At 64.9% G+C, this 24678-nt stretch carries 27 protein-coding genes and 1 tRNA gene; 9 read left to right on the top strand and 19 right to left on the bottom strand.

Annotated features, from left to right (window positions below):
- Positions 1–36 precede the first annotated feature (36 nt).
- Together ACZ1A1_RS00195 and ppdK are read left to right on the top strand one after the other, a co-directional pair.
- Positions 37–183: a hypothetical protein gene (locus tag ACZ1A1_RS00195; protein ID WP_162911171.1), complete on the top strand. Its 147-nt coding sequence runs from the start codon at positions 37–39 to the stop codon at positions 181–183.
- 162 nt (positions 184–345) lie between these two features.
- Positions 346–3015 (top strand): pyruvate, phosphate dikinase, encoded by a 2670-nt coding sequence (ppdK, locus tag ACZ1A1_RS00190; RefSeq protein ID WP_463618265.1) that lies wholly within the window; start codon positions 346–348, stop codon positions 3013–3015.
- 27 nt (positions 3016–3042) lie between these two features.
- On the opposite strand, the gene ACZ1A1_RS00185 is transcribed toward ppdK, so the two are convergent.
- Both ACZ1A1_RS00185 and ACZ1A1_RS00180 read right to left on the bottom strand, forming a co-directional pair.
- Positions 3043–3300, bottom strand: coding sequence for a hypothetical protein (locus ACZ1A1_RS00185; protein ID WP_245424701.1), 258 nt, complete (start codon positions 3298–3300; stop codon positions 3043–3045).
- Positions 3301–3362: 62 nt separating this feature from the next.
- Positions 3363–3743, bottom strand: coding sequence for a hypothetical protein (locus ACZ1A1_RS00180; RefSeq protein ID WP_463618263.1), 381 nt, complete (start codon positions 3741–3743; stop codon positions 3363–3365).
- 244 nt (positions 3744–3987) lie between these two features.
- Here ACZ1A1_RS00180 and ACZ1A1_RS00175 point away from each other — a divergent pair, with 244 nt between their 5' ends.
- Positions 3988–4893, top strand: coding sequence for a DUF1499 domain-containing protein (locus ACZ1A1_RS00175; RefSeq protein ID WP_415216159.1), 906 nt, complete (start codon positions 3988–3990; stop codon positions 4891–4893).
- Between the two features lie 21 nt (positions 4894–4914).
- Here the strand turns inward: ACZ1A1_RS00175 and ACZ1A1_RS00170 are convergent, their stop codons facing one another.
- The gene (locus tag ACZ1A1_RS00170) at positions 4915–5862 is read right to left on the bottom strand and encodes an MBL fold metallo-hydrolase (protein ID WP_463618262.1); all 948 of its coding nucleotides are present in this window, start codon (positions 5860–5862) and stop codon (positions 4915–4917) included.
- A complete protein-coding gene (locus ACZ1A1_RS00165) occupies positions 5859–6155 on the bottom strand; it encodes a cupin domain-containing protein (RefSeq protein ID WP_119254548.1) in 297 nt (98 codons plus the stop codon). Before ACZ1A1_RS00165 ends, ACZ1A1_RS00170 begins: the two co-directional genes overlap by 4 nt.
- 204 nt (positions 6156–6359) lie before the next feature.
- Between ACZ1A1_RS00165 and ACZ1A1_RS00160 the strand changes: the two genes are divergently transcribed.
- Together ACZ1A1_RS00160 and ACZ1A1_RS00155 are read left to right on the top strand one after the other, a co-directional pair.
- A tRNA-Gln gene (locus tag ACZ1A1_RS00160) sits at positions 6360–6434 on the top strand.
- 214 nt (positions 6435–6648) lie between these two features.
- Positions 6649–7134, top strand: a complete 486-nt coding sequence (locus ACZ1A1_RS00155) for a hypothetical protein (protein WP_463618261.1) — start codon at positions 6649–6651, stop codon at positions 7132–7134.
- Positions 7135–7735: 601 nt separating this feature from the next.
- Here the strand turns inward: ACZ1A1_RS00155 and ACZ1A1_RS00150 are convergent.
- The 14 genes from ACZ1A1_RS00150 to ACZ1A1_RS00085 form a co-directional block, all read right to left on the bottom strand.
- Complete coding sequence (locus ACZ1A1_RS00150; RefSeq protein ID WP_463618260.1) at positions 7736–8365, bottom strand: CoA transferase subunit B; 630 nt, start codon at positions 8363–8365, stop codon at positions 7736–7738.
- Between the two features lie 69 nt (positions 8366–8434).
- Entirely contained in the window at positions 8435–9133 is a 699-nt protein-coding gene (locus tag ACZ1A1_RS00145) for a CoA transferase subunit A (protein ID WP_463618259.1), read from the bottom strand.
- A gap of 33 nt (positions 9134–9166) precedes the next feature.
- Positions 9167–10099, bottom strand: a complete 933-nt coding sequence (kce, locus tag ACZ1A1_RS00140) for a 3,5-dioxohexanoate:acetyl-CoA acetone transferase (protein WP_463618258.1) — start codon at positions 10097–10099, stop codon at positions 9167–9169.
- A gap of 8 nt (positions 10100–10107) precedes the next feature.
- Positions 10108–11115 carry a branched-chain amino acid ABC transporter permease gene (locus tag ACZ1A1_RS00135; protein WP_463618257.1) on the bottom strand — a complete coding sequence of 336 codons (1008 nt, stop codon included), beginning with the start codon at positions 11113–11115 and terminating at the stop codon, positions 10108–10110.
- Between the two features lie 4 nt (positions 11116–11119).
- Positions 11120–11983, bottom strand: a complete 864-nt coding sequence (locus ACZ1A1_RS00130; protein ID WP_463618255.1) for a branched-chain amino acid ABC transporter permease — start codon at positions 11981–11983, stop codon at positions 11120–11122.
- Positions 11984–11986: 3 nt separating this feature from the next.
- The gene (locus tag ACZ1A1_RS00125; protein WP_463618254.1) at positions 11987–12688 is read right to left on the bottom strand and encodes an ABC transporter ATP-binding protein; all 702 of its coding nucleotides are present in this window, start codon (positions 12686–12688) and stop codon (positions 11987–11989) included.
- Positions 12681–13409 carry an ABC transporter ATP-binding protein gene (locus ACZ1A1_RS00120; protein ID WP_463618253.1) on the bottom strand — a complete coding sequence of 243 codons (729 nt, stop codon included), beginning with the start codon at positions 13407–13409 and terminating at the stop codon, positions 12681–12683. The genes ACZ1A1_RS00125 and ACZ1A1_RS00120 overlap by 8 nt, the downstream gene beginning before the upstream one ends.
- Positions 13410–13429: 20 nt before the next feature.
- The gene (locus ACZ1A1_RS00115; protein ID WP_463618252.1) at positions 13430–14092 is read right to left on the bottom strand and encodes a DAPG hydrolase family protein; all 663 of its coding nucleotides are present in this window, start codon (positions 14090–14092) and stop codon (positions 13430–13432) included.
- An 11-nt stretch (positions 14093–14103) separates the two neighbouring features.
- Positions 14104–15306 carry an ABC transporter substrate-binding protein gene (locus ACZ1A1_RS00110; RefSeq protein WP_463618250.1) on the bottom strand — a complete coding sequence of 401 codons (1203 nt, stop codon included), beginning with the start codon at positions 15304–15306 and terminating at the stop codon, positions 14104–14106.
- 144 nt (positions 15307–15450) lie between these two features.
- Entirely contained in the window at positions 15451–16710 is a 1260-nt protein-coding gene (locus ACZ1A1_RS00105; protein WP_463618939.1) for an ABC transporter substrate-binding protein, read from the bottom strand.
- Positions 16711–16764: 54 nt separating this feature from the next.
- A complete protein-coding gene (locus ACZ1A1_RS00100; RefSeq protein ID WP_463618249.1) occupies positions 16765–17691 on the bottom strand; it encodes a 3-hydroxyacyl-CoA dehydrogenase family protein in 927 nt (308 codons plus the stop codon).
- A gap of 3 nt (positions 17692–17694) precedes the next feature.
- The gene (locus ACZ1A1_RS00095; protein ID WP_463618248.1) at positions 17695–18489 is read right to left on the bottom strand and encodes an SDR family NAD(P)-dependent oxidoreductase; all 795 of its coding nucleotides are present in this window, start codon (positions 18487–18489) and stop codon (positions 17695–17697) included.
- Positions 18486–18836: a cupin domain-containing protein gene (locus ACZ1A1_RS00090; protein ID WP_463618247.1), complete on the bottom strand. Its 351-nt coding sequence runs from the start codon at positions 18834–18836 to the stop codon at positions 18486–18488. Before ACZ1A1_RS00090 ends, ACZ1A1_RS00095 begins: the two co-directional genes overlap by 4 nt.
- Positions 18837–18924: 88 nt before the next feature.
- Positions 18925–19761, bottom strand: coding sequence for a cyclase family protein (locus tag ACZ1A1_RS00085; protein ID WP_463618246.1), 837 nt, complete (start codon positions 19759–19761; stop codon positions 18925–18927).
- A 184-nt stretch (positions 19762–19945) separates the two neighbouring features.
- Between ACZ1A1_RS00085 and ACZ1A1_RS00080 the strand changes: the two genes are divergently transcribed.
- Together ACZ1A1_RS00080 and ACZ1A1_RS00075 are read left to right on the top strand one after the other, a co-directional pair.
- The gene (locus ACZ1A1_RS00080; protein WP_463618245.1) at positions 19946–20755 is read left to right on the top strand and encodes an IclR family transcriptional regulator; all 810 of its coding nucleotides are present in this window, start codon (positions 19946–19948) and stop codon (positions 20753–20755) included.
- Between the two features lie 349 nt (positions 20756–21104).
- Positions 21105–21245 (top strand): helix-turn-helix transcriptional regulator, encoded by a 141-nt coding sequence (locus ACZ1A1_RS00075; protein ID WP_463618244.1) that lies wholly within the window; start codon positions 21105–21107, stop codon positions 21243–21245.
- Between the two features lie 409 nt (positions 21246–21654).
- Here the strand turns inward: ACZ1A1_RS00075 and ACZ1A1_RS00070 are convergent, their stop codons facing one another.
- A complete protein-coding gene (locus ACZ1A1_RS00070) occupies positions 21655–22548 on the bottom strand; it encodes a LysR family transcriptional regulator (RefSeq protein ID WP_463618243.1) in 894 nt (297 codons plus the stop codon).
- Between the two features lie 143 nt (positions 22549–22691).
- On the opposite strand from ACZ1A1_RS00070, the gene ACZ1A1_RS00065 reads away from it, so the two are divergent.
- Positions 22692–23639: an alpha/beta hydrolase gene (locus ACZ1A1_RS00065; protein ID WP_463618242.1), complete on the top strand. Its 948-nt coding sequence runs from the start codon at positions 22692–22694 to the stop codon at positions 23637–23639.
- 54 nt (positions 23640–23693) lie between these two features.
- Entirely contained in the window at positions 23694–24656 is a 963-nt protein-coding gene (locus ACZ1A1_RS00060; protein WP_463618241.1) for an alpha/beta hydrolase, read from the top strand.
- Positions 24657–24678: the final 22 nt, after the last annotated feature.

Raw genomic sequence — 24678 nt, 5'->3', positions numbered from 1 at the left:
ACGTTGCGGCGGGGATCATGCAATTGGGGATCACACGTGAGCAGAAACGCACTTTACATGATCATCGGCGCCCTCATCGTCGTGGTGGCCGGGTTTTCCTATTATGCCTGGCAGCAGGAAAAGAAGCCGGACGGCGTGGAGATCCGGCTGGACGACAAGGGGCTTTCCATCGAGGGGAACTGAGCCGCCGATTGCCGCCGTGCCCGACGGGCACGGCCATAACCTCCTCTCGTGATGTTGCATTGCCGTTGCAAAATTGATGCAATGCAGCAAATTTCCCATCCCACCGCGTTTTCAAAGGGATGCAGTTCCTGTAGATTGCGGGAACGCATTTGGGAGGCGTCGATGGAGAAGTGGGTCTATACCTTCGGGGGAGGCCGTGCCGAAGGCAGCGCGGGCGACCGCAATCTGCTGGGCGGCAAGGGCGCGAACCTTGCTGAAATGTGCAATCTCGGCCTGCCGGTGCCGCCGGGGCTCACCATCGTCACCGCCGCCTGCAATCAATATTACGAGAACGGCCGCTCGCTGCCCGCCAGCCTGAAGGATCAGGTCCGCGAGGGGCTTCGCCAGATGGAGGCGATCACCGGCCGCGCCTTCGGCGACACGGCGAAGCCGCTGCTGCTTTCCGTGCGCTCCGGCGCCCGCGCCTCCATGCCGGGCATGATGGACACGGTGCTCAATCTCGGCCTCAACGACCGCACGGTCGAGGCGCTCGGCCACGATGCGGGCGACGCGCGCTTTGCCTGGGACAGCTACCGCCGCTTCATCCAGATGTATGGCGATGTCGTCATGGGCCTCGACCACGAGGTCTTCGAGGAGATCCTGGAGGACGAGAAGGGCCGGCTCGGCCACGAGCAGGATACGGAGCTCTCCGCCGTCGAGTGGCAGCACGTCATTGCCCGCTACAAGGAGATCATCGCGGAAGAACTCGGCGAGGAATTCCCGCAGGACCCGGAAGTCCAGCTCTGGGGAGCCATCGGCGCCGTTTTCGCAAGCTGGATGAACGCCCGCGCCGTCACCTACCGCACGCTGCACAACATCCCCGCCGTCTGGGGCACCGCCGTCAACGTCCAGGCCATGGTCTTCGGCAATCTCGGCAATTCCTCGGCCACCGGCGTTGCCTTCACGCGCAACCCCTCGACGGGCGAGAACAAGCTCTACGGCGAATTCCTCGTCAACGCGCAGGGCGAGGATGTCGTCGCCGGCATCCGCACGCCGCAGAACATCACCGAGGAGGCGCGCCTTGCCTCCGGCTCCGACCGGCCCTCGCTCGAAAAGCTGATGCCGGAGGCTTTCGCCGAATTCCGCGGCATCTGCGAGCGGCTGGAGCGGCATTACCGCGACATGCAGGACCTCGAATTCACCATCGAGCGGGGAAAACTCTGGATGCTCCAGACCCGCTCGGGCAAGCGCACGGCCAAGGCCGCGCTGAAGATCGCCGTCGACATGGCGACGGAAGGGCTGATCAGCGAGGGCGAGGCCGTCTCGCGTATCGACCCCGCCTCGCTCGACCAGCTCCTGCACCCGACCATCGATCCGCGCGCGAGGCGCGACGTCATCGGCTCCGGCCTGCCGGCCTCGCCGGGCGCGGCGACGGGCGAGATCGTCTTCACCTCCGAAGAGGCCGTGAAGGCGGATGACGAGGGCCGCAAGGTCATCCTCGTGCGCATCGAGACCAGCCCGGAAGACATTCACGGTATGCATGCCGCCGAAGGTATTCTCACCACGCGCGGCGGCATGACCAGCCATGCGGCGGTGGTGGCCCGCGGCATGGGAACGCCCTGTGTTTCCGGCGCGGGCACGCTGCGCGTCGACCTGCGCAACGAATTGCTGATCGCCCAGGGCGTGACGCTTCGGAAGGGCGACATCATCACCATCGACGGCTCCTCCGGCCAGATCCTGAAGGGCGAGATACCGATGCTGCAGCCGGAGCTTTCCGGCGATTTCGGCCGCATCATGGAATGGGCGGACCGCACGCGCCGCATGAAGGTGCGCACCAATGCCGAGACGCCGGCGGATGCCCGCGCGGCCCGCTCCTTCGGCGCCGAGGGCATCGGCCTTTGCCGCACCGAGCACATGTTCTTCGAGGGAAGCCGCATCAATGTGATGCGCGAGATGATCCTTGCCGAGGACGAGGCCGGCCGCAGGGCCGCGCTGGCCAAGCTCCTGCCCATGCAGCGCTCGGACTTCGCCGAGCTCTTCGAGATCATGCACGGCCTGCCGGTGACGATCCGCCTGCTCGATCCGCCGCTGCACGAATTCCTGCCGAAGAGCGACGAGGAAATCGCCGAGGTCGCTGCCGCACTCGCCATCGACGAGGCCGTGCTGCGCCGACGCGTCGATACGCTGCACGAATTCAACCCCATGCTCGGCCATCGCGGCTGCCGTCTGGCGATCTCCTATCCGGAAATCGCCGAGATGCAGGCCCGCGCCATCTTCGAGGCCGCTGCGGAAGCGGCGAAGAAGACGGGCGCTGCCGTCGAGCCGGAGATCATGGTGCCGCTCGTCGGCCTCAAGGCGGAGCTGGACTATGTGAAGGCCCGCATCGAGGCGGTGGCGAAGGCGGTGATCACTGAGAGCGGCGTGCCGATCACCTATCTCACCGGCACGATGATCGAGCTGCCGCGCGCGGCTCTTCGCGCCCATGTCATCGCCGAATCGGCCGAATTCTTCTCCTTCGGCACCAACGACCTGACGCAGACGACCTTCGGCATCTCGCGCGACGACGCCTCGGCGTTCCTGTCGACCTATATCCAGAAGGGTATCGTCGAGCAGGACCCGTTCGTCCAGCTCGATTTCGACGGCGTGGGGGAACTCATCCGCATCGCCGCCGAGCGCGGCCGGCGCACGCGGAACGACCTCAAGCTCGGCATCTGCGGCGAGCATGGCGGCGACCCGGCCTCGATCCATTTCTGCGAGGATGCGGGGCTGGATTACGTCTCCTGCTCGCCCTTCCGCGTGCCGATCGCGCGGCTCGCGGCGGCGCAGGCAGCGTTCAAGGGCACCAAGGCCTGAACGGCGGGAAGCGCGAAGGCGCTCGCCTTAGCGGTGCCGGTGGTCGCGCACGATGATGACCGGCGGCGGCATGTAGAGCGCGTCGCGGCTCGCCTGCCGCAGCGCATAGCGCCGGTCGAGGTCGATGCGCTGCAGGCATTCCGCGAAGGCATCCGTGCGGGGGCGGAAGCCGTAGGAGACGCAGCGGTCCTCATCGGCCGCGCGCATTTCCTCCGCCGTCTGGCAGCCGGCGATGACGACGGCGATGGCCGCAAGGGCGGCGAGCTTTGGAAACATCGTGGACATGCGGCCTCCGGCGGTCTGTTGACCCCATGGAGATAGGCTTGCTCCGGCCTTGCGGCAAGGCCTCAGATGCGTTCGAGCACGTCGATGAAGGCGTCGGCGAAGCGCTTGAGGTCCTTCGTCGAATCGTCGGGACTTTCGACCCGGATCGCGGCGCCTTCCGCATCGAGCAGGGCGAACACCACTTCGAGCGATCCGGCGTCTCCCTTCGGCACGCGCAGCGCCGCAATCCGCAGGCAATCCTCCGCAAGGCCGGAGGCGGGCAGCTCGAAGAGGAAATCCCCGCCCACCTGGCTGGCGGCACTACGTACGGCCTCGGTGAAGGTTTCCGCATCTCCGGTGAAGCCGTCGAGCGAAAGCTCCAGTTCCAGAAGCTCCAGGGGGAGGGCGGGCTCGCCAGCATTGGTGGCAACAGGTGTGTCGGCGGCTGTCTGCGTCGGCAACATCGTCAGGCTCCTAGCGCAATCCCAGCGAAGCGGCCCTGCCGCCGGAACTGCATCGAATGAAATTCCCCCGTTCGTGAAAACTCGTTAACGAGCGTGGCAAATTTGCGGCACGCAAGGATATTTGCCGTGCGAGGCCGGAAAGTCACAGCCACGATGCCGCAGCGGAGCGGTGGAAAATCCCGCCCTGTTGCGCTAGGAAAAGAGCGCGGCAGCGGCGCCGCGAGCATCCGGTGAGGCCATGGCGATCACGATCCAGTATGAACGGCCCGTTTCCCACGCGGCGCACTGGGCCCGGCGTCTGGCGCTGTTTTCCTGCACGCTCTTCATCGCCGTCGTGTTGTCGCATCGCTTCGGCCCGCTCACCACGCCGCATTTCCTGGCGCTCGCCGGCTTTGCCTCGGCCATGGCGGCGGTCGCCGTGCTGCTGGCCGCATTCGGCCTTGCGCGCCTCTGGCAGGTCGGCGCGCGTGGCGGCAAGGCATCGCTCGTCGCGCTGCTTTTTTCGCTGCTGCCGCTCGGCGTCGCGGGCGCCGCCGGCTATTCCTATTTCTACAAGCCGGCGCTCTTCGACGTGACGACCGACACCGCCGCGCCCCCGCCATGGCTCGCGGTGCCGTCCGCCGAACAGGACTGGCTGCCGCGTGCCGGCGCCGTGACGCCGCGCGACCGCGAGATCCAGCTCGAAGCCTATCCCGCTCTTTCTGGCCGGCGCTACGAAGGCGCGCTCGACCGCGTCTATCAGGGCGTGCGCAAGGTCGCAGCCGCCTATGGCATCACTATTACCGCGGAGGACGGGCTGGACAATATCCTCGCCGATCTCGAGGACCTTGTTGTCGATCCGAACAAGGCAGCGCAGAGCCCGGACGCCCTCGGGGAAGTGCCCATTCCCGAGGCCCGCCCCTTGGAAACGCCCATCACGCCGCATATCGGCGGCCCCGGCGACGTGCTCCTGCAGGGAGAATGGCGCTCGCCCGTCTTCGGCTTCCGCTTCGACGTGGTGATCCGCCTGCGCGAGGAGGCGGAAACGACGCTGGTCGACATGCGCGCCGCCTCCCGCTACGGCCCGCACGACCTTGGCATCGGGGCGGATCTGGTGGAAGGCTACCTCAAGGCGCTCGATGCCGAATTGCTGGGCATCGCCGGCGACTAGCGCCCGTCTTGTGAAGCATGCTCAAAGGCCGGGAGCGGGGAAATAGAGCCCCTTCAGCGAAGGCGGCCCCTCCGTCACCACCTCGCCGCGCGCGACGAGATCCTCCAGATGCGCCAGCACCGAAAGCGCCGCCGCCCCGTGCAGCCGCGGATCGGTCTCGCGGTAGATGACCTTCACCATGTCGGCGATCAGCCGGTCGCCCGCGCGGATGCGCTCGCGCACCGCCCGCTCGCGCATGCGCCGGTGGGTGCGCAGTCCGCGAAGAAAGGAGGCCGGCTCCGTCACCGGCCCGCCATGGCCGGGAAAATAGATGCGGTCATCCCGCTCCAGCAGCCGTTCCAGGGAGGCCATGTAGTCCGCCATCGCGCCGTCCGGCGGGGCGACGATGGTCGTCGCCCAGGCCATGACATGGTCGGCGGAAAAGACGATGCCGTCCGGCCCGTCGAGTGCGAAGGCGGCGTGATTGGCCGTGTGGCCGGGGGTCAGCAGCGCCGTCAGCGCCCAGCCGTCGCCCTCGACGGTCTCGCCGTGGCCGAGCGCGATATCGGGCGAAAAATCCGTGTCCGCGCTTTCGGCGAAGGGATTGCGCTCGCCGGCATGGAGCGGCCGGGCGGCGCGGTGTGGCCCTTCGGCGACGATGAGCGCCCCCGTCTCCGCCTTCAGCCGCCGGGCGAGGGGGGAGTGGTCGCGGTGCGTGTGGCTGACGGCGATATGCGTCACCTCGCGGCCGGCCAGCGCCTGCATCAGCGCGCGGAAATGCGCCTCGTCCTCCGGTCCGGGATCGATCACCGCAACCGAGCGGTCGCCGACGATATAGCTATTGGTGCCATGGAAGGTGAAAGGGCTGGGATTGTTGACGGTGAGGCGCTGCACACGCGGCGCGACCGGCACCGCCTCGCCATAGGCCGGCTTGAAGGCGAGGTCGAAATGCGGCGCTTCGTCCTTCCCGCCGCTCGCTTTACCCGTCACTTGTATTCGATCTCGATGAAGCTCATCGGCTTGTCGCCGCCATTGACGACATTGTGCGCCACGCCCGCCTCGCGGCGATAGACGGCGCCGGTCTTGGTGTGGACGCGCCGCTCGCCGGTCTCCTCCTCGATGAGGAAATCGCAATCCGTCATCGGTACCACGACATAGCCGAGCCCGTGCACATGGTGGCCGGTATCGGCGCCTGGCTCGAAATCCCAGCGCGTGACGCGCACGACAGCGTCGTCGAGAAGGACGGTGGGCACGGCCGGCGGGCGGGCGCGGAACTGGGACATGGCGTCTCCTCGGAAAGACGGCGGCAGCAGAGTTCGGCTGCAGCCGGAAGGATGATCTCACCGCCGGAGCCTATCGCCGCAGCACCGGCCTGCCAAGCGGCAAGCCCGCCGAAATCGCCGCCCGCCCCTTCAGAATAATCGCGTAAAATCGCAACTTAAGCATTGTCCGCGCCGCCCCGCTTTGCTATCAGGCTCCCGCCGTGTTGGGGCGTCGCCAAGCGGTAAGGCAGCGGTTTTTGGTACCGCCATTCCCAGGTTCGAATCCTGGCGCCCCAGCCAGCGCTCCCTTCTTCAAGTCAGAATCGCGGTTTTCCAGCACTTCCGAGTTAGCTGGGGATCGAATTCGGGGCACTGTCGTACAGGATTGCCTTACACGACTGTCTTACGGTAAGGCGAACAAGGCCCTGCTCACCCTTTCAGAAAGGGTTCAGCATGATGGCAATTCAGTACGTTCTAAAACGCGGTTCGGTCTACTGGCGGCGGCGTCTACCGAATGGAACCGGAAGAGCGCTCGTTGCACGCGGCCGGTCTCGACGACAGCATGATCGACGAGATCAGGAATAGCCTTGAATTCCACAGGATATCCGGCTTTGCCCGCCCTGGCAGACAGAAACTCGAAGGCATCCTGAAGCAGTATGACATCCCACTTGTCGACGGTCATTTCCGGGAGGCAGAATCGATCTACATGCGCGGTATGGCGGCAGCGTTCCTCAACACGGAGCGGCGTTGGTCCGGCGTGCGTGAAGACGATCTTGCACTTGTGCAGGCCGCGCTGTCCGCTCAGGTCGTGCTACCGACCGCAATAGCCGCGGCGGCGCCCTCTGCACGGCCGGTCCCCGAGCAATTTCCGCTGGCTGCGCAGACTCCGGCCCAACCATGGGAAGTCGCGATTGATGCATCCAAGCCTCTTAACGCCCTCGTCCAGACTATCGCCGACACCGCGGCAAGCATCATCGAGTCCGCCCTAGAGACACACTGATGAATGCTTATCCGAGTTGGGCAAGTTTAAGCGTCGGGCATTCATCGGCGATACGTCCGGTTATCGTTTGAAACCCCACAATAGCGGCCGCTCCTACTGGCCCATACCGGCACAGAGAGCAAGTAATTACATGGATTGAAAAGTTATATGAAAATGCTGCCACTGAACGATGGGGTCGATTGGCCGAGCCCCTTCAAAGGCCCTGCAGTGGGTGTCCGATGTTCCTCGCCTCCTCTCCTCTACGGCCAGCCGAACTCCTTTATCGACCAAGCGTTTGCCAGGATACTGACGGCAAGGACAAGGAGATAGAATATCATTTCGCATCTCGTTGATACCGGCGTGCGAAGATATCGGACCAGCCGCCGGTAACCCTCGAGGGGCTTCTCTTCACCGCCGCCGCGGCTCATCGATCTCACCTGGCTCTTGTAGTGCATCGCAATCCGAATTGAGAATGTGCCACCCGATTGATGGCCTTATGTGGCGACAAGTTCTTGATGCGACATTGGCTGATCGAAAGTGTCCCTGTGAACGATGGGGACACGCTTCTGGCATCGTGGGGCGCATCCGCGCGGTGAAGTCCATCGCCAATGTGCGCGCTACATCATTCGACAATATGAGCTTCGGTTGCGCGCCGAAACGCCGCTTCGGTGACGCCTTCGGCCAGTTCGACGATCTTGAGCCCGCCGGGAACCACGTCCAGAACACCGAGATTGGTGATGATGCGGTCGACCACGCGCCTGCCGGTGAGGGGCAGGGTGCATGACTTCAGCACCTTCGACTCGCCCGCCTTGTTGGTATGGTCCATGACCACCAAAACGCGGCCCACGCCCGCGACCAGATCCATCGCCCCGCCCATGCCCTTGACGAGCTTGCCCGGGATCATCCAGTTCGCGAGATCGCCTTCCTCGGACACTTCCATCGCGCCGAGAATGGCCATGGCGACCTTGCCGCCGCGGATCATCGCGAAGCTGGTCGCGCTGTCGAAATAGGCCGTTTGCGGCAGTTCGGTGATCGTCTGCTTGCCGGCGTTGATGAGGTCGGGGTCTTCCTCGCCTTCATAGGGGAACGGTCCCATGCCCAGCATCCCGTTCTCGGACTGAAGCGTCACCTCGATTCCCTCGGGAATGTAGTTCGACACCAGCGTCGGGATGCCGATGCCGAGATTGACATACCAGCCGTCCTGCAATTCCAGCGCCGCCCGTGCGGCCATCCGGTTTCGGTCCCAGCTCATCTGCATTCTCCCATCTTCCGGAGTGCGTAACAAAAGCCTCGCACGGCGTTCAGCATGATGGCTCCTTTCTCAGGCGGCTTTGCGCGTCGTGCGCTGTTCGATGCGCTTCTCGTGCTCGCCCTGGACGATGCGGTGCACGTAGATGCCGGGAAGATGGATATGGTCGGGGTCGAGGCTGCCCAAGGGCACGATCTCCTCGACCTCGGCCACGCAGACCTTGCCGCAGGTCGCCGCCGGCGGGTTGAAGTTGCGCGCGGTCTTGCGGAAGATCAGATTGCCCGACGTGTCCGCCTTCCAGGCCTTGACGATCGACAGATCCGCGACGAACCCGGTTTCGAGGATATATTCCTCGCCGTCGAAGACCTTCACGTCCTTGCCTGTCGCGATGACCGTGCCGACCCCCGTGCGGGTATAGAACCCTCCGATCCCGGCGCCGCCCGCGCGCATGCGCTCGGCCAGCGTTCCCTGTGGGGTGAATTCGAGCTCCAGCTCTCCCGACAGGTATTGGCGCATGAATTCCGCGTTCTCGCCGACATAGGAGGAGATCATCTTGCGGATCTGCCGGGTTTCCAGTAGTTGGCCGAGGCCGAAACCGTCGATGCCGGCATTGTTCGAGGCCACCGTCAGGTTTCCGGTCCCCGCATCGCGGATCGCGGCGATCAGCAGTTCGGGGATGCCGCAAAGTCCGAAGCCCCCTGCCGCAATGACCATCCCGTCGAAAAGCAGGCCGTCGAGCGCCGCGGACGCGCTCGCATATATCTTGTTCATTTCGTCCTCCGGTATCGTGTCGGGCGGAGAGGGTCAGAACGCGGTGCGATCCGCGCCTTTCAGGCCGAGTATCTCGCGCGCCTCGTCGGGGGTGGCGACCTCGCAGCCCAGATCCTCGACGATCCGGCGGATCTTGCCGACCTGTTCGGCATTCGACCGGGCCAGCTTGCCGCGGGAAATGAACAGGCTGTCCTCCAGCCCGACGCGGACATTGCCGCCCATCTGGCTGGCGGTGGTGGCAAGGCTCATCTGCGCCCCGCCGGCCCCCAGCACCGACCAGCGGTAATCGTCGCCGAACAGCCGGTCGGCGGTGCGCTTCATGAAGATCAGGTTGTCGACCTCCGGGCCGATACCGCCGAGGATGCCGAAGATGAACTGGATGAAGACCGGCGCCTTGAACAGCCCGATATCCATGCAAAAGCGCAGATTGTAGAGGTGGCCGACATCGTAGCATTCGTGTTCGAACTTGATGCCGTGCGCCGAAAGCTGCGTGGCCGCATTCTCTATGTCCGCGAAGGTGTTGCGGAAAATGTAGGTGTCGGACTTGGCGACATAGTCCTTCTCCCAGTCGAACTTCCAGGTGTCGTAGCGCTTGGCCAGCGGATGAAAGCTGAAATTCATCGAACCCATGTTCATGGAGCACATTTCCGGCGAGAAGCGCAAAGCGGGGGCGATGCGCTCCTCGATGGTGTTGTTCAGGCTGCCGCCGGTCGAGATGTTGATGACGGCATCGGCCGATTGCTTGATGCGCGGCAGGAAGGCGGCGAAGGCCTCGGGATCGATCGTCACGCCGCCGTCGTGCGGGCGGCGGGCATGCAGGTGCAGGATCGATGCGCCGGCCTCGGCGGCGGCGATGGCCTGCGCGGCGATGTCGTCCGCCGTATAGGGCAGGGCGTCCGACATGGTGGGCGTATGGATCGCGCCGGTCACGGCGCAGGTGATGATGGTCTTGGGGCGTTTGGCCATGGCAGGTCTCACTTCTTGGGGGGAATGTTCAGGACGCGGCGCGACAGCGGGAAGAGTTCGGCGCCGGTCCGCGACCGGATCAAACCCCACAGCCCGCGCGGCGCCTTCAGCATCACGAGGATCGCGACGAGGCCCAGCGCGATCAGGTAGATCGTGCCGAGATCGGCCATGGTTTCGCGCAGCGCGAAAAAGATCAGCGTGCCGATGATCGGGCCTTCGAGCGTGCCGATCCCGCCGATGACGACGATGAAGATGACGAAGGCCGTCCAGTCGTTGACGGAAAAGGCCGCTTCCGGGGAGATGCGCAGCTTCTGCAGGAAGATCAGCGCGCCGACCAGAGTCGTCAGCCCGGCGACAATGACATAGACCGCGAATTTCGTGCGCCAGATATCGACGCCGAGGCTGCGCGATGCCAGCTCGTTGTCGCGGATGGCGGTCAGGGCAAGGCCGTGGCGGGAGCGCAGGATGAGAAAGGCCGCGCCGATCACCGCGGCCATCACGCCGAGGGCCAGCCAGTAGGCGATGGCGTCGCGCATGTCGCGTCCCTCCGCCAGCGATTTGACGATACTGGCGGGCAGCGAGGCGCCCGATCCGCCGCCGAGGGCGGAGATCTGCGCGGCGCTCAGCCGGAACACCTCGGCGATGACCCAGGTGCCGATGGCGAAATAGGCGCCGCGAAGGCGGAAGATCAGTGCGGCGACCGGCATGGCGATTACCGCCCCCGCCACGGCGGCGAGTGGCAGCGCGAGGAGGATCGGAAGACCCGCCAGCATGGCCAGTGCGAACAGGAGATAGCCGCCGAGGCCGACATAGGCCTGCTGTCCGACAGAGACGAGACCGGCATAGCCGGCCAGCAGGTTCCACAGCGAGGCGAGCGCCATGTAGAGGAAGATTTCCCCCATCAGGCGCATCTCGGCCCGGCCCGCCCACCAGGGGGCGAAGGCGAGAATGATCAGGATCAGCGCGGCCAGGATCATGGCAGCCTGCGCGGTGGTCGAGGTGCGGGTGACGCGCATCGGCTCAGCCCTCCATTTTCGGGAACAGGCCGCGCGGGCGCAGCGCGAGAACGACGAGGAACACGATATGTCCGGGAAGGATCTGGAAGCCGGGGTTGATCTGGCCGCCGAGCGCCTGCGCCACGCCGAGGATCACGCCTCCCGCCAGCGTGCCCCACAGATTGCCGAGGCCGCCGATGATGACCGCCTCGAAGCCGAAGATCAGGCGGCTGCCGCCGATGGCGGGGTCGAACGACGTGCGGATGCCGAGGAACACCCCCGCCACGGTGGTCACCGCCAGCGACAGCGCCATGGCAAGGCCGAAGACATGTGCCCGGTTCAGCCCCATCAGCTGCGCGACGTCCTGCCGGTCCGACGTGGCCCGGAAGGCGCGGCCGAGCGCGGTGCGGTAGAACATCCATTGCAGTGCGCCGATGATGATGACGGCAGTGGCGAAAACGATGAGCGGCAGCACCCCGACGGTCAGGCCGCCAAGCGGCAGGCTCGCCGTTTCCAGCGCGCCGGCCTGCAGTTTCTGCGGGTCGGCGGTATAGGCCATCAGCAGGGTATTCTGCAGAATGACGGACAGGCCGAAGGTGACGAGAAGCGGCGGCAGGATATCCTCGCCCATGGTCCGGTTCAGGATACCGCGCTGCAGGATATAGCCGAACCCCGCCATGACCGGCACCACGACGATCAGCGCGAGGAGGGGCGACAGGCCCAGCAGCGTCATGGCGGTCAGCGCCAGGTAGGCCGCCAGCACGATCAGATCGCCATGGGCGATATTGACCAGCCGCATGACCCCGAAGATCAGGCTCAGCCCCGCTGCGAACAGGGCATAAAGCCCGCCCAGCAAGGTTCCCTGCACCACCGCGTTCAGCCAATCCATCCCTCACACCCCGAAATAGGCGCGGGCAATGGCCTCGCGCGTGACCTGCGACGAGGCGCCTTCCAATGACACCCGGCCTTCCTGCAGGCAGTAAAGGCGGCTCGTCACCGACAGCGCCTTGGCGATATCCTGCTCGACGATGACAGCCGCCATGCCCTGCGCGACGATGCCGGGCAGGGCCTCGTAGATCTGCTTGATGATCACGGGAGCGAGGCCGAGCGAAATCTCGTCCATCAGGATCAGGTCGGGATTGGCCATCAGCGCCCGGCCGATGGCCACCATCTGCTGCTGTCCGCCCGAAAGCGACGTGGACTGCTGGTTGCGCCGCTCCTGAAGGATCGGGAACAGCCGATAGACCGCCGCAAGGTTCCACGGGCCTTTCCGCCCGGTCTGTCCGCCGATCACAAGGTTTTCCTCGACGCTCAGCGAGGGGAACAGCAGTCGCCCCTCGGGAACCAACGCGATGCCGAGGGCCGCCACCTGATCGGCCCGCAGCGCGCCGATAGGCCGGTCTTTCCAGCGTATCTGCTCCGGCGCATTGCGGATCAACCCGGCGATGGAGCGCATCAGGGTGGTCTTTCCCGCCCCGTTCGCCCCGATGATCGCCAGGACCTCGCCCTCGGCGACACGGGCGTTCACGGCGCGCAGGGCTTGGAAATCGCCATAGAAGGCATCGAGGTTTTCGATTGTCAGCAGGTCAGGCATCGGCTTCGATCCCCAGATAGATTTCCCGGACCTCGCGGCTCGCCATGATGGCTTGCGGCTCGCCTTCGGCGATCTTGCGGCCGAAATCGATCACCATCAGCCGGTCCACCACCGCCAGCAGGGCATGCACCACATGTTCGATCCAGACGATCGAGACGCCTGTGGAGCGGATGTCCCTGATGGTCTGCACGAGGGTTTCGCATTCGCTTTCGGTCAGCCCGCCCGCGATCTCGTCCAGAAGCAGCAGCTTCGGTTTCGCGCAGAGCGCCCGCGCCAGTTCCAGACGCTTGCGTTCCAGCAGCGGCAACCCGCCGGCCATGGTATTGGCACGGCGCAGCAGGCCGGTGCGGTCCAGCACATCGAGCGCTGTGTCCTCGGCCTCGGCGCTCGCAAGGCCCGCGCCCTGCATCGCGCCGACAAGGCAGTTCTCGAACACCGTCATCGCGCCGAAGGGCTGCGGCACCTGGAAGCTGCGGGCTATCCCGGCGCGGCAGCGGCGCGCGGCGGGCCAGCGCGTCACGTCCTGCCCCGCGAAACGGACCGTGCCCCGGTCCGCCATGATGGCGCCGGTGATGAGATTGAACATCGAGGTCTTGCCGGCCCCGTTCGGCCCGATCACGCCCAGCGCCTCGCCCTCCGCCAGGCTCCAGCTCTGGCCGTCGGCCACCGTCACGGCGCCATAGGCTTTCGTCACGCCATCGAGACTAAGGATGCTGGCCATCGCGGCCTCCGTCTTGCGGCTCAAAACGCCGTGTCCCCCGTCACCTGCCGGTAGAGCACCGGCAGGATGTCGGACAGGTAGCCCATCTCCTCGGTCGCGTGCTGATGCAGCCTGCGGGCGAGCTCCTCCGTCACCAGCGCCTGCCGCAGGCCTTCCGCCTCGCCGTCGCCGATCTGGGGCGCCCCGTCGCGGGATTCGACGAAGCCGAGGAAGAAGCGGGACCGCATCTCGCAGCCCCATGGCGTGTTCCGGACGAAATGCACCATCCGGCCGAGATTCAGCGGCTTTTCCAGCGATCCGATCCGGGCGGCGACGGCGATCCCGTCGAACTGGTCGAATTCGGGGCTGCCCAGGAATTGCCCGGGCAGCTGGAACTGGATCTTCAGCTTGAACACCGGGCCGTCGGCCCCGCCGAGATATTCGTGCACCAGATGGCTGGCGCCGACATAGACGCCGTTCTCGCGGCCCTCCCAATCGCTGAACAGGTGATCCGTGGGGTGCCACAGCTTGTATTGCTCGGTGCCGCCCAGCCAACCGAACCACCAATGCACCATCTTGGCGCGGCAGTTCGGCATGCGGGTCAGGGCCGCCACGGTTCGGAAACCGTCGGGATAGGTCATCGTGCCGGATTCGAACGGGAGATAGCCAGGCAGCAACAGGTCGGAGACGTTTTCAAAGCGCATGTCGTGAAACCTCAAAGTGCCGGCAGCGGCTCGACGGGCCGGGTAACGGGAATATCGATCGATGTGGGATTGGCGGCGATTTCCAGCGTGAAACCTTCCGGGGACTGCCACCACTGCCCGCCGAGCATCACCGATTTGGCGACGTTCGCGATGGGCGAAGCACCGAAGTTCGCCCGGCCCATCGTGGTCTCCACATCCAGCTTGCGGATGGCGGCGATGATGCTGTCCGCATCGGTCGGATCGCTCGCGCCGCGCAGGGCGGCCAGCCCGATATCGAGGAGGCCGTGTTTCAGGCCGAGCGTCTGGATCCAGGGCTTGCCGGTTTCCGCCGTCCAGGCCTTGGCGATGTCGCGCCCGCTTTCGCCGGTCGCGGCCGAGACGAAGGGAAGGTCGGGATGCCAGGCAAGCTCGGTCGTCAGGCCGCTGGCGGCCGTGCCGATGCCCTGCAGCACATTGGGCAGCAGCAGCGACTTGCCGATGGTGGCGACCTTGGGGCGCAGGCGCTGCTGGGCGGCCTGTGTCCAGAAGGTGGTGAAGTCCGGGGGGATCATCGACCCCATCACGATATCGACGCCTGCATTCTGGAAGGCTGCGATCTGGGCGCTGAAATCGTCCGACATCGGCTGGTAGCGACCGGGGTCGATCACCTCGTAGCCCGCAGCTGCAAGGGCCGGCGGGAAGCCGAACTTCGCATCGCCCCAGGCGTTTCCGTCCGCATCGTTGGGCAGGAGCAGGCCGACCTTGCGGTTGGTCGGCACGTTTTCCCAGAGCTTCAGATAGGCAGCGATCACGTCCTCGAGGCCGAAGGCGAACAGGAAGGTGCTGTTGAACCCGGTCTCGGGCGTGCTCCCCCGCCCCATGACGAAGGGCTGCCAGGGGCAGGACGTCGCAAGGCTGGGCGTTCCGTTGATTTCCGCCTGGTCGGCGACCGGCAGAACGGTATCCGGTCCCCCGGCCGCCAGCAGCAGCACCACCTCGTCCTGAAGGATCAGTTGCGAGGCGACCTCGGCCGCGCGATTCGCGTTCGATTGGCTGTCCTTGACGAGAATCTCGACCGGCCGCCCGCCCGCGCCCTTGGAAAGTGCGGCCTCGAAACGTTTGAGAACGAAAGCGTCCGGCTCGGCAAAGGATGCGAGCGGCCCGGTGCTCGGGGTCACGAGCCCCACCCGCAGCGCATCGCCGGCGGCTTTCGCGCGGCCGGCGCGAAGGATCATGGGCGCTGCCAGAAGCGCCCCGGAGGCCACAAGTAGGTTTCGGCGTGATATCATGGGCTTCATCCGTGTTCTCCCGGTGATGTTGACCCGCCCGGCCCTGCGGATGGCGCGGCCGGACGGTTTGGCGCGGGGCGGGCCTTCCCGTCAGAGCAATGTCAGCTCACCGCTCAAGGGAATCTCCGGCGCCTGGGCATTGGCGACGATCTTCAGATTCAGCGCGCCGCCGTCCTTTTCCCACTGGCCGGCGACCAGCGGCGTCTTGGTGACGTTCTTCACCGGCCCGACCGCCCAGTTCACCGGCCCGACGACGGTCTTGAGATTGGTCGCCGCGATTGCCGCCACGATGGCCGCGGGATCGTCCAGGTCGTCGGCCCGCGCCACCACATCGGCCACCACCTCGAAAAGCGCGTGCTTGAAGCCGATCGGCTGCGTCCAGGGCCGTCCCGAGGCTGCCGTGTAGCCGTTCGCCAGCTCGGCGGAGGAAACGCCGGTCAGCGACGAAGCGAATGGGTGGCCGGGCGACCACCAGACTTCCGACGATAGGCCGATGCCACGCTCGCCCAGACCCTCGATCGCGCTGGGGAAAAGCAGGGCCTTGCCGATGGTCACGATGCGCGGCCTGAAACCCTGCTGGGCGGCCTGCGACCAGAAGGTGCCGAAATCCGGCGGGATCATGTTGCCGGTGACGATCTCGCATCCCGCCTGCTTGAAGGCGTTGATCTGCGCGCTGAAATCGTCGCTCAGCGGCTGGTAGCGGCCGGGGTCGGTCAAGTTGTAGCCTGCGGCGGCCAGCGGCTTGGGCAGGCCGCGTTCCGCATCGCCCCACGCATTGCCGTCGGCATCGTTGGGGAACAGGCCGCCCACCGTTTTCGCCACATCCGCCTTGCTCCACAGGTCGAGGAAGGCGCCGATAACGTCCTCCAGCCCCCAGAAGAAGTGGTAGGTACTCTCGAAGCCGCTCTCCGGCTTGCCGCCGCGGCCGAAGAAATAGGGCTGCCAGGGGCAATCCGTGGTGATGCAGGGCGTGCCGTTGATCTCGGCCTGATCCGAAACCGGGTTCACGGTATCCGGCGTCGAGGCCGCGACGATGATGTCGACCTCGTCCCTGAGGATGAGTTCGCTCGCCACTTCGGCGGCGCGGTTCGGGTTCGACTGGCTGTCCTTCGAGATGATCTCGATGTGCCAGCCCTTGCCGTTGTTCTCGATCCCCGCCGCGAATTTCTCGGCGACGGCCCTCAGGATATAGTCGTCCGCCTCCGCGAATCCGGCCAGCGGGCCGGTGCGGGGGCTGACATGGCCCACCTTCAGCGTCGGCATCTGCGCATAGGCGCGCGTGGCCCGCAGGATCGCGGGGGCCGCCAGCAGGGCAGAAGCCCCGGCCAGGAAACGGCGGCGGTTCATCAGCGGTGTCATTTCATCCTCCCAGTGAAATGTGGGGCGTCTGCCGCCCGCTTCCATTCAGTCTTCGAGTATTCCCTCCAGCGCGCGCAGATGGCGCACGACCTTTTCGCGCACTGCCTTCGCCTCCTCCGGCGTCCAGCGGCGGAACCCTTCGCCCGACTTCATCCCCAGCCGCCCCTCGGCCACGAGCTGTCGCAGGAGAGGGGACGGTCCCGGCCGATGCTCCAGATCCGCAAGAACGGTGTCATGGATGTCCAGCGTCAGGTCGGTGCCGACCAGATCGGCGTTCTCCAGCGGCCCCAGCATCGCGAGGCGGCGGCCGAAGCTGGCCTTGATGACGGTATCCACCGCCTCGGCGTCACAGATACCGCGTTCCACGAGCGAGATGGCCTCCCGCCACAGCGCATGCTGCAAGCGATTGCCGATGAAACCCGGCACGTCCTTCTCCACCCTGACAGGCGTTTTCCCGGCATCGGCGAGCAGCGCCATCATCGCGGATATCGCCGGCTCGCAGGTGTCGGCCGTGCGGATCACCTCGACCAGCGGGATCAGATGCGGCGGGTTCCACCAATGGGTGCCCAGGGCGCGGCTCTTGTCCTGCAGCCCTTTCATGATCTCGGTGATCGGCATGACCGACGTGTTCGAGGTGAGGATCGCTCCGGCCGGAGCGTATGCCTCGATCTCGGCGAACAGCGCCTGCTTGAGCTCGATCTTCTCAGGCGCCGCCTCGAAGACGAACGCCGCCTTCGCGACGGCCGCGGGAACGGTCTCGACGATCTCGATCCTTTCCAGAATGCCGGTTATGCCGGCATCGTCCTCGCCCATGAGACGCAGGCTTTCGGCGATCCGCCCGGAAAGCGAGGCGCGCGCCTCGGCCATTGGGTCGGTGATCGCCACATGCTGGCCGGCGCGCGCCAAAATCAGCGCGATGCCGTGCCCCATCAATCCCGCGCCGATCACCGCCGTCTGTATGTTCTCGCGCATCGATCAGCCCGCCGTGTAGCCGCCGTCGGCATAAAGGATATGCCCGGTGTAGAAATCCGATGCCTTCGAGGCGAGGAACAGGAGCGGCCCCGCCAGATCCTCCGGCTCCCCGAGACGTCCTTTGGGAACGCGCGTGAGAAAACCGTTGCGCACCGCCTGCGCGTTCTCCGTCTCCTCGAACATCCAGGCTGTCAGCGGACTGCGGAACACGGTGGGCGCAATCGCATTCACGGTGATGCCGGTCGGTCCCAGCTCGCAGCCGAGCGCCTTGGTGATCCCGTCCACGGCGGCCTTGCTGGCGCAATAGGCGGTGTAGCCGGCCGGGTGCCCGAGCAGCCCGCGCGCCGAGGAGACGAGCACGATCTTGCCGCCGTCTCCCTGCGCCTTCATCTGGCGGGTCGCCGCGCGTGCCAGCAGCCAGCTTTGCGTGACATTGGCATCGATCACCGACAGGAAGGCCTCGGGCGCCATGTCCTCGATCTTCGCCACCTTGTTCATGCCGGAGGCGACGACGAGGATGTCGAGCCGTCCGAAATTCTCGACGGCGGCCCGCACCAGCGCGGCGCAATTGTCCTCGCTGTCGGGGCGGGCGTTCACCTCGACGACCGCCGCGCCGTCCTCGCGGCATTGCTGCGCGATGGCGGCAAGCTCGGCGGCCTTGCCCGCGGCCAGTACCAGCGAGCACCCGGCGCCGGCCAGCACCCGCGCGGCGACCATTCCGAAGGCGCCCGATGCGCCGGTGATCAGCGCGACCTTGCCCTTCACGTCGAACATCGAAAGCGGATCGTGCAGGCTCATTGCGGCACCTTCGCAGGATAGGGGACGACGACGACCATCTTGCAGACATCGTTCGTTCTGTTGACGATCTCGCGCACTTCGCCGGGGGCGATCGTGCAACTGTCCAGCGCTCGCAAAACGGTTTCCTGCCCGCCCACGATCACCGTCATCTGGCCTTCGAGCACGAGATAGACCTTTTCGAACGGTGTGGAATCCGGCCCCGCTCCGCCGCCCGGCAGGAACTGCGAGTAGCCCATCCACTGATTGGCCGGCCCGCCATCCTCGAAACCCTGAAGGCGTAGCCCGACCACCCCGCGGTGGTTCGGCGCTTCATAGGGTTTTGCGTCCTGAAATCGTTTCACCAGCATCCGGCAGTCCTCCCAAACCACCAATTCCCGTTCATTCCGGCTCATGCCCCTTCAAGGGAGGCGGGGAAGCGGATCCCCGCCTTCATCATCAGAAATCTTCGCCGCGCTCGATGCGGTAGTCGCCGGTCTTGTCGATCATCGCGACGAGACGGATGATGCAGCCGTCGCCGCGGTCCCAGTTCCAGGGGAAGAAGGCGAAGGTGCAGCGCTTGCCGGTGACGGCATCGAGGTCGCCGCCGACATTCTCGATGCCGAGAATGCCGTTCTTGAAGAGGATCTGGTGGACGGGCTCCCATTCGGGGAAGTCCTTCTTCCAGTCGCCCCCGTTTGTATGCTCGCGCCATTCGGCCTCGAGGTGCGGAAGCAGCGGGCCGTTGCGCTGCGGGCCGATGGCGGTGGCGAGCGGGTGGTCGTTCGCCTGCGTGTCGTGGCCGACGACCTTGATGCCCTTCTCGACCATCCATTCCCCGGCGGATTTCACGAAGCCGGGGCAATAGGCGAAGTAGTCGCCATCCTCGTAGTCCTTGTGCCAGCCGGTATTGATGATCAGCACGTCACCCTTGCGGATCGATTTGCCGCAGGCAGCTTCGAGGTCGTCGCCGGTGATGAACTCCCACTTCTTCTTGGGCATGCCGACGACGATGCCGGTGCCGAAGAAATGCGGCAGCGGCACCTCGTCGATGAAGGGCGTACCCTGCACCACATGGGCGGGGGCGTCGATATGCGTCGTCGCGTGCATCGTCGTGGTGATCCGCTGCGACAGCACGCCCGACTTGGCCATGTAGTGGATGCGCTCGATCTTGGTGTCCTGGAAATAGGGCCAGTTCGGGTTCTGGAAACCGAAGCGATGGCTCAGATTGTAGAACTCCAGCCCCATGCTGTTGTCGAGGTTGCCCTCGAATTCGATGCCGCGAATCTTGACCATCAGACACTCTCCTCCGTGCGCCGCGATGCGGCGGTAAGCGATTGGGGGACCAGAAAGGCTCCTCCCGATCTGTCCCGCATATTGATGCATGCGAACCGCATCGTGGTCAATAAGAATCTTGCAATGCAGTTCTTCTGTATCGTATTGTGGTTTTCATCACTCGGCGGTGCTCTCGGGTGGGCGCATGAAGGGCATCGTTTCCATTTCTTCAGAAGGACCACGAATGACCGTTGAAGATGCGGACATCGACAAGGTAGCGGCTCGTCAGGGCGTACAGGTAATCGCCCGCGCCGCTGCGGTGCTGAGGACACTCAAGGAAGCGCCGGGCGGAATGAGCCTTGGCCAGATCGCCGAGCGGGTTGAGCTGCCACGCTCGACGGTTCAGCGCATCGTCCAGGCCCTTCAGGAAGAGCGCCTGGTGATTACCTCCGGTACGGCCGGGGGTGTGCGTCTCGGACCTGAACTGCATGCTCTCGCCAGAGCCGCGCGATACAACATCGTCGATCAGTTGCGGCCGCTTCTGCAGGAATTGATGGAGGAGACGGGCGAGACGGTCGATCTGTCGGTGCTGCGCGGCGGGCGAATGATCTTCCTGGATCAGGTCCAGGGGACGCACCGGCTGCGCGCCGTATCGTCCGTGGGAGAGGTGTTCCCGGTTACCTCGACCGCCAACGGCCGCTCGTGCCTGGCGCTTATGTCGGATGCGGAAGCGCGCAAGATGGCCGAGAACGAATGGGAGCGGCTCGGTCAGCAGCCCGACTGGCTGAGACTTTCAAAAGCGCTGAACATCGCGCGCGCCTCCGGCTTGGCAGAGGACCATGATGACCATACTGATGGTATAAGCGCCCTCGGTTTCGCTTTCACCGATGTCGTCGGTGACCTGCATTCCGTGTCCGTGCCGATACCCAGCCCGCGCTTCGAACAGCAGAAGGCTGCTGTAATGGCCGCACTGCAGCGGCTGCGCACGGACCTGCTTCGGGTGCTTGGAAGTTGATCCATCGCGGATATCGCTTACGGTTGCTCCCGCAAGCATGGAAGGTGGGATTTTGTCACGCGCAGGGTCGTTCAGGCCAAACGTGTCGATGGTCACAGGCCCCAGTTGTCCAACGGTTCGAATCCCATCAAGAGCCGAACGTGGCTCTCTACGGATAGACGCAACAACAAGCCGCGTGGGTAGAAGCATAGTTCATGCCGCCGTTGCCACTCTCTCGACACGCCGCTGGACGTGCCTCGCTCGCCGCGTGCGCGGGCTTCAGCGAATGCACTTTCCATCGCCGGTTCGTGGCAGCGACCGGCGAGACGCCGGCCCGCTTCGTCGAGACGCCCGCCTCGACGCCGCGCGCATGCTTCTCTCGCGCGGGCCGTCGCTGAAATCGGTCGCGGCCGAGGTCGGCCTCTTCCCGCCCGCGCGCCTCGCGGAGGCATTCGAGCGCCGCTTCGGCGTCGCGCCGAGGCTCTTCCGCGACATGCATGCCGAACTGTAATTGCCGACAATAGGAAATCCGCGGCTCACGCCAAACACCTCGACAATTTCTGGGTGATCACCCAAGGAAAGGCGAGTTTCGCCGAAGTTTTTCTTTCCAACATTGCTGCCATAGCCTCTCTCAACAGGTGCGCAAAAGTCTGGAAACCTGCGGCACGATTTGTCCGGCGGACTAATGTCAGGTTTTTGGCGCTGCGATCAGGCCAATGAATGGCCGACATGCAGTCGGTTCCGGCCGGCCCGTAACGCGCGCCCATTCCGGTCGTTCACCCAGCTTCGATGATTCAGGAAAGCGGACGATCCGCTTCGTGACTCCGCAAAGCGCCAATAGCGGTCTTGGGGCTGAAACGCCGATGCACCCTCGCTAAGTGCTCCAAGCTCTCTGATCCAGTTTCAGGACGAGAGGCGTGTTACTCCCTGAACCGGATCGTCTCGACGAACAGGCGGAAAGCGGTGGATGCATGCCGGCGATGCGGATAGTAGAGGTGATATCCTGGCAGGTCAGGAGTGAGCCTGCCGAGCACCCGCGTCAGCCGTCCGGTGTCGAGATAGGGCTGAACCTGATCGAGCGGCAAATAGGCAAGGCCATGGCCGTCAAGTGCTGCGTCCAGGATCAGGTCGATGGTGTTGAGGACGAGCGGCCCGTCGATCCGCACCCGCGTTTCACGCCCGCCGCGCATCAACCGCCAGCCGTTCAAGGTGCCGGAAGTCGGCAGCCGCAGGTTGATGGCGCGATGATCGATGAGCTGCGTTGGCGACGTGGGAGCCGGATGCCGGCGGAAATAGCCGGGTGAGCCGACGATCGCCATCGGGGTGTCCGGGCCGATGCGCACGGCGATCATGTCCTTGGCGATGTCTCCTCCCAGCCTGACGCCCGCGTCGAACCGGTCGGCGACGACATCGGCCATACCGTAGTCGATGGTGATCTCCACCTTGATATCGGGGTTGTCGGGAAGGAGCCGCTTCATGGCCGGAACGATGATCGTCTTGGCCGCGTGCTCCACCGTGGTGATACGGATCGTTCCGGATGGACGGTCGCGCAATTCGCCGAGCGAGGCGACTGCGGTGTCGAGATCGTGCAGCATGGGACCGAGGGTCGCAATCAACCGTTCGCCCGCCTCGGTTGGCGCCACGCTACGCGTCGTGCGCGACAGCAGCCGCATGCCCAAGCGCTCCTCGATACGGCGCACGATCTGGCTGAGCGCGGACTGCGTCATGCCAAGACGCTGTGCCGCCTTGGTGAAGCTGCGTTCCTCGGCGACCACGACGAAGGCTGCCAGGTCGGCGATCTCATCCCGTCGCATTCATCACCTCAATGATAGGCCCAATAAGAATTAGCCGTCTAATCCACTCAATCGTTTTGGCCTAGATTACGTCCATCGGCAAGGGCGACCATCTCATGGATCATCGCACCGGCCTACAAGGCTTCAACCGAAGGAGACTGCAAATGGGCAAGATCAGCTTCGCCAATTCCAACAACAAGACAATCACCATGTCGGCGGTGATCAACTTTCCCGAAGGCTTCGACGAGACGAAGCGCTATCCGGCGATCGTCGTGTCGCATCCGGGCGGTGGCGTGAAGGAGCAGACTGCCGGCACCTATGCCAGGAAGCTCGCCGAACAGGGCTTTGTCACCATCGCCTATGACGCTTCCTATCAGGGTGAAAGCGGCGGCGAGCCACGTCAGCTCGAAAACCCCTATATCCGTACCGAAGACGTCAGCGCCGTCATCGACCATCTCATCACGCTGCCTTATGTAGACAAGGAGCGGGTCGGCGCGATGGGCATCTGCGCCGGCGCGGGCTACACGGCCAATGCCGCGATCCAGGATCGCCGCATCAAGGCGATCGGCACGGTCAGCGCGGTCAACATCGGCTCGATGTTCCGAAATGGCTGGGAGAACAACGTCAAGTCGATCGATGCGCTGCCCTATATCGAAGCCGGATCGAACGCCCGCACGTCGGACGCCGAGGGCAACGGATACGCCACGATGCCGCTGGCACCGCTGACGGAGAAGGACGCGCCGAACGAGGAATTGCGCCAGGCCTGGGAGTATTATCATACGCCCCGCGCCGAATGTGCCACCGCACCGGGCTTCGCGACGCTACGCAGCCTGAACCAGATCATCACATACGATGCCTATCACATGGCCGATGTCTACCTGACGCAGCCGATCCAGATCGTCGCCGGCAACGTCGCGGGCAGCAAGTGGATGAGCGACGATCTGTTCGACCGTGCCGCCAGCACCGATAAATCCTTCCATATCGTCGAAGGGGCCAACCATATGGACCTCTATGACGGCCAGAAATTTGTCGACGAGGCCGTTTCGGTCCTGGCGCCCTTCTTCCGGACGAAGCTCTCGGCCGACGTCACCACGAAACAAGCCGCCGAGTAACAGAGATACGGACGCAATGAGCGCGCAGCGCTCCACTTGCCACAGGAGAGACACATGGAAACCGTCAGCATTCGCAATCCCGGCATGTATTGGGATATCGCCGCCAACATTCACTTCCCGCCCGACTTCGATGCCGGGAAGCGCTATCCGGCGGTGGTTTCGAACCATCCCATCGGCAGCTGCAAGGAGCAGACGGCTGGCAACGTTTATGGCGCGGCACTGGCCAATGCCGGCTTTGTGGTCATCGTGCCGGACGCCAGCTTCCAGGGTGGCAGCGGCGGTGAGCCGCGTTGGATCGAAGATCCCGAACAGCGGGTGAAGGACTATCGCGACGTCATCGACTACGCTCAGTCCCTGCCTTATGTCGACCCTGCCCGGATTGGCATCCTCGGCATCTGCGGCGGTGGCGGCTACTCGATCAAGGCCACGATCATCGACAAGCGGATCAAGGCACTCGTCAGCATCACCGGGGTGAACTTCGGGCGGCTGATGCGCGAAGGCTTCAGCAATTTCGATCCCGTCGGCGCGCTCGAAGGCATGGCAGCACAGCGCACCGCCGAGAATGCCGGGGCTGATGGGCGGGTCAACATCTTCCTGCCCGCGAGCGTCGAAGAGGGCAAGGCCGCCGGCATCACCGACATCGATGTGCTGGAGGCGACCGACTATTATCGCAACCGTTGCCCGGCCGAGGGATCGGGCACGCGGATGCTGGTCTCGCATGCCGCGTCGGCAGTCGCGTGGGATGCCTTCGCCTTCGCCGAAACGCTGCTGACGCAGCCGATGATGGTGGTGTTCGGTGACAAGCCCGGCGGCTTTGGCGCCTATCGCGACGGCATGGAAATCTACGGCCGCGCCGCCTCGAAGAACAAGGAAATGGTCGTGGTCGAAGGCTGGTCGCATTATGATCTCTATGACAATCCGGTCCCGACCGGGATTGCGCTGGACCGCGTTATTCCCTTCTTCACCCGGCATCTTGGCGAAACCAACGTTTCCCGCATGGCGGAAGCCGCGGAATAAGGCGACCGGGCACAGCCGCCGC

The sequence above is a fragment of the Shinella sp. R2-11 genome, from assembly GCF_055330205.1.
This window is presented reverse-complemented; position numbering and strand designations above follow the sequence as displayed.

Excerpts from the sequence above, each read along its gene's own strand:
- ppdK (WP_463618265.1), top strand. The coding sequence starts at position 346 with ATGGAGAAGTGGGTCTATACCTTCGGGGGAGGCCGTGCCGAAGGCAGC.
- ACZ1A1_RS00185 (WP_245424701.1), bottom strand. The coding sequence starts at position 3,300 with ATGTCCACGATGTTTCCAAAGCTCGCCGCCCTTGCGGCCATCGCCGTC.
- ACZ1A1_RS00180 (WP_463618263.1), bottom strand. The coding sequence starts at position 3,743 with ATGTTGCCGACGCAGACAGCCGCCGACACACCTGTTGCCACCAATGCT.
- ACZ1A1_RS00165 (WP_119254548.1), bottom strand. The coding sequence starts at position 6,155 with ATGTCCCAGTTCCGCGCCCGCCCGCCGGCCGTGCCCACCGTCCTTCTC.
- ACZ1A1_RS00155 (WP_463618261.1), top strand. The coding sequence starts at position 6,649 with ATGGAACCGGAAGAGCGCTCGTTGCACGCGGCCGGTCTCGACGACAGC.
- ACZ1A1_RS00150 (WP_463618260.1), bottom strand. The coding sequence starts at position 8,365 with ATGAGCTGGGACCGAAACCGGATGGCCGCACGGGCGGCGCTGGAATTG.
- ACZ1A1_RS00145 (WP_463618259.1), bottom strand. The coding sequence starts at position 9,133 with ATGAACAAGATATATGCGAGCGCGTCCGCGGCGCTCGACGGCCTGCTT.
- kce (WP_463618258.1), bottom strand. The coding sequence starts at position 10,099 with ATGGCCAAACGCCCCAAGACCATCATCACCTGCGCCGTGACCGGCGCG.
- ACZ1A1_RS00135 (WP_463618257.1), bottom strand. The coding sequence starts at position 11,115 with ATGCGCGTCACCCGCACCTCGACCACCGCGCAGGCTGCCATGATCCTG.
- ACZ1A1_RS00130 (WP_463618255.1), bottom strand. The coding sequence starts at position 11,983 with ATGGATTGGCTGAACGCGGTGGTGCAGGGAACCTTGCTGGGCGGGCTT.
- ACZ1A1_RS00125 (WP_463618254.1), bottom strand. The coding sequence starts at position 12,688 with ATGCCTGACCTGCTGACAATCGAAAACCTCGATGCCTTCTATGGCGAT.
- ACZ1A1_RS00120 (WP_463618253.1), bottom strand. The coding sequence starts at position 13,409 with ATGGCCAGCATCCTTAGTCTCGATGGCGTGACGAAAGCCTATGGCGCC.
- ACZ1A1_RS00115 (WP_463618252.1), bottom strand. The coding sequence starts at position 14,092 with ATGCGCTTTGAAAACGTCTCCGACCTGTTGCTGCCTGGCTATCTCCCG.
- ACZ1A1_RS00110 (WP_463618250.1), bottom strand. The coding sequence starts at position 15,306 with ATGATCCTTCGCGCCGGCCGCGCGAAAGCCGCCGGCGATGCGCTGCGG.
- ACZ1A1_RS00100 (WP_463618249.1), bottom strand. The coding sequence starts at position 17,691 with ATGCGCGAGAACATACAGACGGCGGTGATCGGCGCGGGATTGATGGGG.
- ACZ1A1_RS00095 (WP_463618248.1), bottom strand. The coding sequence starts at position 18,489 with ATGAGCCTGCACGATCCGCTTTCGATGTTCGACGTGAAGGGCAAGGTC.
- ACZ1A1_RS00090 (WP_463618247.1), bottom strand. The coding sequence starts at position 18,836 with ATGCTGGTGAAACGATTTCAGGACGCAAAACCCTATGAAGCGCCGAAC.
- ACZ1A1_RS00085 (WP_463618246.1), bottom strand. The coding sequence starts at position 19,761 with ATGGTCAAGATTCGCGGCATCGAATTCGAGGGCAACCTCGACAACAGC.
- ACZ1A1_RS00080 (WP_463618245.1), top strand. The coding sequence starts at position 19,946 with ATGAAGGGCATCGTTTCCATTTCTTCAGAAGGACCACGAATGACCGTT.
- ACZ1A1_RS00075 (WP_463618244.1), top strand. The coding sequence starts at position 21,105 with ATGCTTCTCTCGCGCGGGCCGTCGCTGAAATCGGTCGCGGCCGAGGTC.
- ACZ1A1_RS00070 (WP_463618243.1), bottom strand. The coding sequence starts at position 22,548 with ATGCGACGGGATGAGATCGCCGACCTGGCAGCCTTCGTCGTGGTCGCC.
- ACZ1A1_RS00065 (WP_463618242.1), top strand. The coding sequence starts at position 22,692 with ATGGGCAAGATCAGCTTCGCCAATTCCAACAACAAGACAATCACCATG.
- ACZ1A1_RS00060 (WP_463618241.1), top strand. The coding sequence starts at position 23,694 with ATGGAAACCGTCAGCATTCGCAATCCCGGCATGTATTGGGATATCGCC.